General features: G+C 70.9%; 6 protein-coding genes. 5 read left to right on the plus strand and 1 reads right to left on the minus strand.

Annotated features, from left to right (window positions below; genetic code table 11):
• Positions 1–142: 142 nt before the first annotated feature.
• The 5 genes from VN378_RS05490 (at position 143) to gmk (ending at position 4,461) form a co-directional block, all read left to right on the plus strand.
• On the plus strand, positions 143–382 hold the full coding sequence (locus VN378_RS05490; RefSeq protein ID WP_055830235.1) for an acyl carrier protein: 240 nt from the start codon (positions 143–145) through the stop codon (positions 380–382).
• 107 nt (positions 383–489) lie between these two features.
• A complete protein-coding gene (gene fabF, locus VN378_RS05495) occupies positions 490–1,770 on the plus strand; it encodes a beta-ketoacyl-ACP synthase II (protein WP_325741739.1) in 1,281 nt (426 codons plus the stop codon).
• Positions 1,771–2,937, plus strand: coding sequence for an endolytic transglycosylase MltG (gene mltG / locus VN378_RS05500; RefSeq protein WP_325741741.1), 1,167 nt, complete (start codon positions 1,771–1,773; stop codon positions 2,935–2,937).
• Positions 2,934–3,830, plus strand: coding sequence for a YicC/YloC family endoribonuclease (locus VN378_RS05505; protein WP_325741743.1), 897 nt, complete (start codon positions 2,934–2,936; stop codon positions 3,828–3,830). Before mltG ends, VN378_RS05505 begins: the two co-directional genes overlap by 4 nt.
• Entirely contained in the window at positions 3,820–4,461 is a 642-nt protein-coding gene (gmk, locus tag VN378_RS05510; RefSeq protein WP_325741745.1) for a guanylate kinase, read from the plus strand. The genes VN378_RS05505 and gmk overlap by 11 nt, the downstream gene beginning before the upstream one ends.
• 14 nt (positions 4,462–4,475) lie before the next feature.
• Here gmk and VN378_RS05515 read toward each other — a convergent pair whose 3' ends face one another.
• Positions 4,476–5,879: a DNA-packaging protein gene (locus tag VN378_RS05515; protein ID WP_414642217.1), complete on the minus strand. Its 1,404-nt coding sequence runs from the start codon at positions 5,877–5,879 to the stop codon at positions 4,476–4,478.
• Between the last annotated feature and the right edge of the window lie 121 nt (positions 5,880–6,000).

Below are 6,000 nucleotides of genomic sequence, written 5' to 3' on the forward strand. Positions count from 1 at the left end.
TTTCCAGCCCTCCCGCCTGTGCTAAAGGCCTCGCAACCGGTTGACCTGAGTCTTCGTTGAAGGCTTGCGTAGCCGTCGCCGTCGTCATACGGCAATGACTGAGACAACAGCCGCCGTGGCGGCCCTGAAAGCAGAGACTCCCATGTCCGACACCCTGGAACGCGTCCGCAAGATCGTTATCGACCACCTGGACGCCGATCCGGAAAAGGTCGTTGAAAAAGCCAGCTTCATCGACGATCTGGGCGCCGACTCGCTCGACAACGTCGAACTGGTGATGGCCTTCGAAGAAGAATTCGACATCGAGATTCCGGACGACGCCGCCGAACACATCCAGACGGTCGGCGACGCCGTGAAGTTCATCGACGAGAAGCTGGCCGGCTGATCGCCTCCACTTCGATACGGCTTTGATGGCCGCCGTGACGCGCCCCTAGCGGGGCCGTCCGGCGGCCATTACTGTTTGCGATCAGGATTCTGTAGCGAGGAGCGCTCATGCGCCGTGTCGTCGTCACCGGTCTCGGTCTGCTCACCCCTCTCGGCTGGGGCGTGGATCATACCTGGAAGGGCATCCTCGAAGGGCGTTCGGGCATTGGCCCGATCACCAGCTTCGACACCGAAGGCTATGGCTGCACCATCGCCGGGGAAATTCCCTCGGTGGACGGCCGTGGCGGAGGCGCGCCCGGCCAGCCCGGCGTGTTCGACCACGAAAAGGTCATGTCGCCCAAGGATCGCAAGCGCGTCGACGACTTCATCGTCTATGCCATCGCCGCCGCTGACGAGGCCCTGGCCGACGCCGGCTGGAAGCCCGAAACCGAGGAACAGCGCGAGCGCACCGGCGTCATGGTCGGATCGGGCATCGGCGGCCTGGGGCCCATCGCCGACACCGCCATCATCCTCAAGGAGCAGGGCCCGCGCCGCGTCAGCCCCTTCTTCATTCCGTCGGCCCTGATCAATCTGACCTCGGGCCAGATCTCGATCCGCCACGGTCTCAAGGGGCCGAATCACTCGGTGGTCACCGCCTGCGCCACCGGGGCTCACGCCATCGGCGACGCCGCGCGGCTGATCATGATGGACGACGCCGACGTCATGGTGGCGGGCGGGGCGGAAAGCTCCATCGTTCCCATCGGCATCGCCGGCTTCCTGGCCTGCAAGGCCCTTTGCACCGCGTACAACGACGCGCCCGAAAAGGCCTCCCGGCCGTGGGACAAGGACCACTCCGGCTTCGTCATGGGCGAGGGCGCGGGGATCGTGGTGCTGGAAGAGTATGAACACGCGAAAGCGCGCGGCGCGACCATCTACGCCGAGGTCATCGGCTACGGCCTCAGCGGCGACGCCTACCACATCACGGCGCCCGCCGAGGACGGCGAGGGTGGCTATCGCGCCATGCAGATGGCGGTGAAGCGCGCGGGCATCGACGTCTCGGACATCGACTACGTCAACGCCCACGGCACCTCGACCATGGCCGACTGGATCGAGGCCGGCGCCATCGAACGGCTGATGGGCGACCACGCTTCGAACGTCGCCCTGTCCTCCACCAAATCGATGACCGGCCACCTGCTGGGCGCCGCCGGGGCTATCGAGGCCATTTTCTGCATCCTGGCCATCCGCGACCAGATCGCGCCGCCGACGATCAATCTGGACAACCCCGAGCGGGAAACCGCCATGAACCTGGTCCGGGACAAGGGCCAGCCGATGGAGATCGACGTGGCCATGTCGAACAGCTTCGGCTTCGGCGGCACCAACGCCACGGTCATCTTCCGGAAGGTCGCCTAGGTGGGGGTCGAGCGGGGCTCGGGCCGCAGGACGGCCTTCCTGGCCGCGACGGCCACCCTCAGCCTGTTCATCATCGCCGCCCTGGTCGCGGCCTGGAGCGTCTTCTACGCCCCCGGCCCGGCCGCGCGGGACGGCCGCGAAACGACCATCGTCACCCTGCCCAGCGGCGCGGGCGTCTCGGCCATCGCCGCCACCCTGAAGTCGGCCGGCGTGATCCGTTCGACCGACATGTTCAAGGCCGCCGCCACCCTGACCGGCGCCGACCGCAAGCTCCGCGCCGGCGAATATGAGGTGCCGAGCAAGGCGTCCCTGCGTTCCGTCCTCGTCCTTCTCGTCGAAGGCCGGGTGGTCCGGCACTACGTCACCCTGCCTGAGGGATGGTCCTCGGCCCAGGCCGTCGACATCCTGAACAACCAGCCGATCCTGATCGGCACGGTGGACGGGACGCCGGACGAAGGCTCGCTGTGGCCCGACACCTACGAGGTCAGCCGCGGCGAGACCCGCAACTCGGTCATCGCCCGCATGCGCCGGGCCCGCGACGAGAACCTCGCCCGCCTGTGGGCGGCGCGCAGTCCGGCCACGGTCGTCCGCTCGCCCGAGGAGGCGGTGATCCTGGCCTCGATCGTCGAGAAGGAAACCGGCCTGGCCGCCGAGCGGCCGCGCGTCGCGGCCATCTTCACCAACCGCCTGCGCGCCGGCATGCGGCTGGAGAGCGATCCCACCATCGTCTACGGCATCACCCGCGGCCGTCCGCTGGGCCGGGGCATCCGCCGGTCCGAGCTGGACCGGGCCACGGCCTGGAACACCTATCAGATCGACGGCCTGCCGCCGACGCCGATCGCCAATCCGGGCCGCGACGCCATCGCCGCCGTGCTGAACCCGCCCCGGACCGACGAGCTGTTCTTCGTCGCCGACGGCACCGGCGGCCACGTCTTCGCCCGCACCTATGACGAGCACCTGGCCAATGTCGCGCGCTGGCGCGAGATCGAGCGCCGCAAGGCCGGCCTGCCGCCCGAGGCGTCGCCGCCCGCCGTGCCCGGCACGGTTCCCGGCGTTCCCAACGCCCCGCCCGAAGCCGCCTCCGGCGCCGCCGCGCCTCCGGGCGTGACGGTCCCGCCCGGCGCGCGGGTCATCAGCATCCCGCCGGCCGCGGCCCCGGCCCGATGACGCAGATTTCCGGCATGACCGGCTTCGGCCGGGCGGACGGCGCGCTTGCCGTCGAAGGCGGGGGCGACTGGACCTGGTCGGTCGAGGCCCGCTCGGTCAACGGCCGCAATCTGGAGGTCCGCTTCCGCGGCCCGCCCGGCTTCGATACGCTCGAACGCCACGCCCGGACTTCGGCCCAGACCCGCCTGAACCGCGGCCAGGTCACCCTCGGCGTCCAGGCCAGACGCGAGCTCGGCGCCGCCTCGCTCAAGGTCAACCAGGGCATCCTCGCCCGCTACCTGACCCTCGCCAATGAATTGGCGGAGGAGGGGGCGACCCCGCCCTCGGCCGACGGCCTGCTGTCGCTGCGCGGCGTGCTGGAGGCGCCCGAGGAGGTCGACGACGCCGAGGCCCGCGCCGCCGTCGAGGCCGCCATCGCCGCCGCCATCGATCAGGCCCTCGACGCCCTGAAGCTGTCGCGCGACCGCGAGGGCGGCCAGCTGCTGCCGGTGATCGCCGACTTCATCGACCGGATCGAGGCCCTGGTGGGCCAGGCCGAAACCGAAGCCTCCGCCCAGACCGACGCCATCCGCGACCGCTTCAGCCGTCGCATGGCCGAACTGGCGCCCGACACGCCGGCGCTGGAGGACCGCATCTTCCTCGAGGCCGCCGCCCTGGCGACGAAGGCCGACGTGCGCGAGGAGCTGGACCGCCTCACCGCCCACCTCGCCTCGGCCCGCACCCTGTTGCAGCAACCCCCCGCCGGCCGGAAACTCGACTTCCTGATGCAGGAATTCATGAGAGAGGCGAACACCCTCTGCTCGAAATCGGCTACGACCGCGCTCACCGGAATCGGCCTCGAGCTGAAGGCCGTGATCGAACAGTTGCGCGAACAGGTCCAGAATGTCGAATGAACGCACGCCCCGCCGCGGCGTCCTGCTGATCGTCGCCAGCCCGTCGGGCGCGGGCAAGACCAGCCTGTGCCGCCGCCTGATGGCCGACCACGGCGGTCTCGAACTTTCGATCTCCATGACCACCCGCGACATCCGCCCGGGCGAGGTCGCCGACCGCGACTACCATTTCGTCGACGACGCCGAATTCCAGCGTCTGATCGACGAGGACGCCTTCCTCGAATGGGCCGACGTCCACGGCAGCCGCTACGGCAGCCCCCGGGCCCCGATCGACCGCGCCCTCGCCGAAGGCCGCGACGTCCTGTTCGACATCGACTGGCAGGGCGCCCGCGATATCGCCCGCAAATGCCCCGAGGACGCCGTCCGCGTCTTCATCCTGCCGCCCAGCCTCGAGGAGCTGCGCCGCCGCCTCGTCACCCGCTCCCAGGACGCCGAGGAGGTCATCGAGCGCCGCATCGCCAACGCCAAGGGCGAGATCGAGCACTGCGGCGACTTCGACTACATCTTCGTCAACGACGACTTCGACCGCAGCTACGCCGAGCTGGCCCACATCTACCACGCCGAACGGTCCCGGCGGTTCCGCAACCTCTGGGTCGAGGCCTACCGCAACGCCCTGCTGAACGAGGCGGTCTAGGACCCTTTTCCGCCTCACAACACCCTCAGGCTCGGCCCCGTCCGGCCCCCGTCGATCAGCAGGTCCGTCACCGCCCATACCAGCGCATCCGCCCGGTCGGGACTGCCGCCGCCGTCCTCGCCCAGCCCCATCAGCTCCTCCTCCAGCTCGACCAGATCGGCGCAGTGGCGGACCCGCCCCTGTTCGTACAGGGCCGCGACCGGCTCGGCCCGCGCCCGCTTGCCCGTCCGCGCATGAACCCGTTTCACCGGACAGGCCACGCCCGCCGTCTTCAGCACGGCCTCGACCATTTCCCCGCCCTGATTGGCCTCGGCCACGACCCGTACGGCCCCGAATTCTCCGACCGCCCGCGCCACGATCCCGGCCCAGCCCTGCGGCGACTTTCCGCGAACCGTCCGGTCGGCCAGCACCCACGCCCTTCCGTCCTTGCGCCCGGCCACCACGATTCCGCATGCGTCGCCTCCGGCCGAGCACGGCGGATCGACCGCGACGACGACGCGGTCGAAGGAAGGCAGGCGCTGATCTCCCTCCCCCTCCGGGGGAGGGTGCTCGCCGCAGGCGAGCGGGTGGGGAGGGCTCGGCGACCAACCCGCCGCCTCTTGGCTGTCTCGCCGAGCCGCCCCCGCCCCGTCGTCGCTGCGCGCCGACGACCCTCCCCCGGAGGGGGAGGGAGAGTCCGGGAACCGCGCCCTCTCCATCATCTCCAGCGTGAACAGCGCCCCGTCGCCCTCCACCACCTTCCCGTCCAGCTCCTGCGCCGCCAGCCGGGTCCCGCCGTACAGCCCCTCCAGTCCCTCCAGGAAGGCCGGGGCCAGGTTGTCCGCATTGATCCGCGTCGGCAGGTCCGTCCGCTCCAGCCCCGCCTCTCCCAGAAGCCGCCTGAGCGCCGCCGTCGGCTTCGGCGTCGTGGTCACCACCAGCCGCGGCCGCTCCCCCAGCCTCAGCCCCATCCGCAGCAGGGCCAGCGTCGCCTCGGGTTTCCGCCAGGCGCACCACTCGTCCGCCCACGCCGCCCCGAACTGCGGCCCGCGCAGCGACTCCGGATCCTCGGCCGAGAACGCCATCCCCACCGCCCCGTTCGGCCACACCAGCCTGCGCCGGCTCGCCTCCCACCGCGGCCGTCCGCCGATGGCGTAGCGGGGCAGGGCGCGCAGCCCGGACGGCCCCTCGATCATCACCTCGCGCACGTCATGCAGGCTCTGTCCGACCAGGGCGATCCGCCCGATCTCGCGCGCCCGCGCCGCGATCCATTCGGCTCCCGCCCTGGTCTTGCCCCCGCCGCGTCCGCCCAGCACCAGCCACGTCCGCCAGTCGCTCTCCGGCGCCGTCTGCCCCTTGTGTCTGGCCAGCGTCCAGTCGGCCCCGAACACCTGCCGATCGGCCGGCGGCAGGGCGGCGATCCGCGCCGCCCGGCTCAAACCGTCTCCTCCCCGCCATGCGGGGAGGGGGACCGCGAAGCGGTGGAGGGGCCGCCGCTCCAACCCTCGCCCAGCACCTTCCTCCGCACCGCCTCGAACGCCGCCTCGTCCGGCTCGCCGG

Origin of the sequence: Brevundimonas sp., assembly GCF_035561115.1 — a bacterium.
GTDB lineage: Bacteria > Pseudomonadota > Alphaproteobacteria > Caulobacterales > Caulobacteraceae > Brevundimonas.

Bases quoted from the DNA above. Each gene is read 5' to 3' on its own strand.
- VN378_RS05490 (WP_055830235.1), top strand. From the start codon at position 143: ATGTCCGACACCCTGGAACGCGTCCGCAAGATCGTTATCGACCACCTG.
- fabF (WP_325741739.1), top strand. From the start codon at position 490: ATGCGCCGTGTCGTCGTCACCGGTCTCGGTCTGCTCACCCCTCTCGGC.
- VN378_RS05505 (WP_325741743.1), top strand. From the start codon at position 2,934: ATGACGCAGATTTCCGGCATGACCGGCTTCGGCCGGGCGGACGGCGCG.
- gmk (WP_325741745.1), top strand. From the start codon at position 3,820: ATGTCGAATGAACGCACGCCCCGCCGCGGCGTCCTGCTGATCGTCGCC.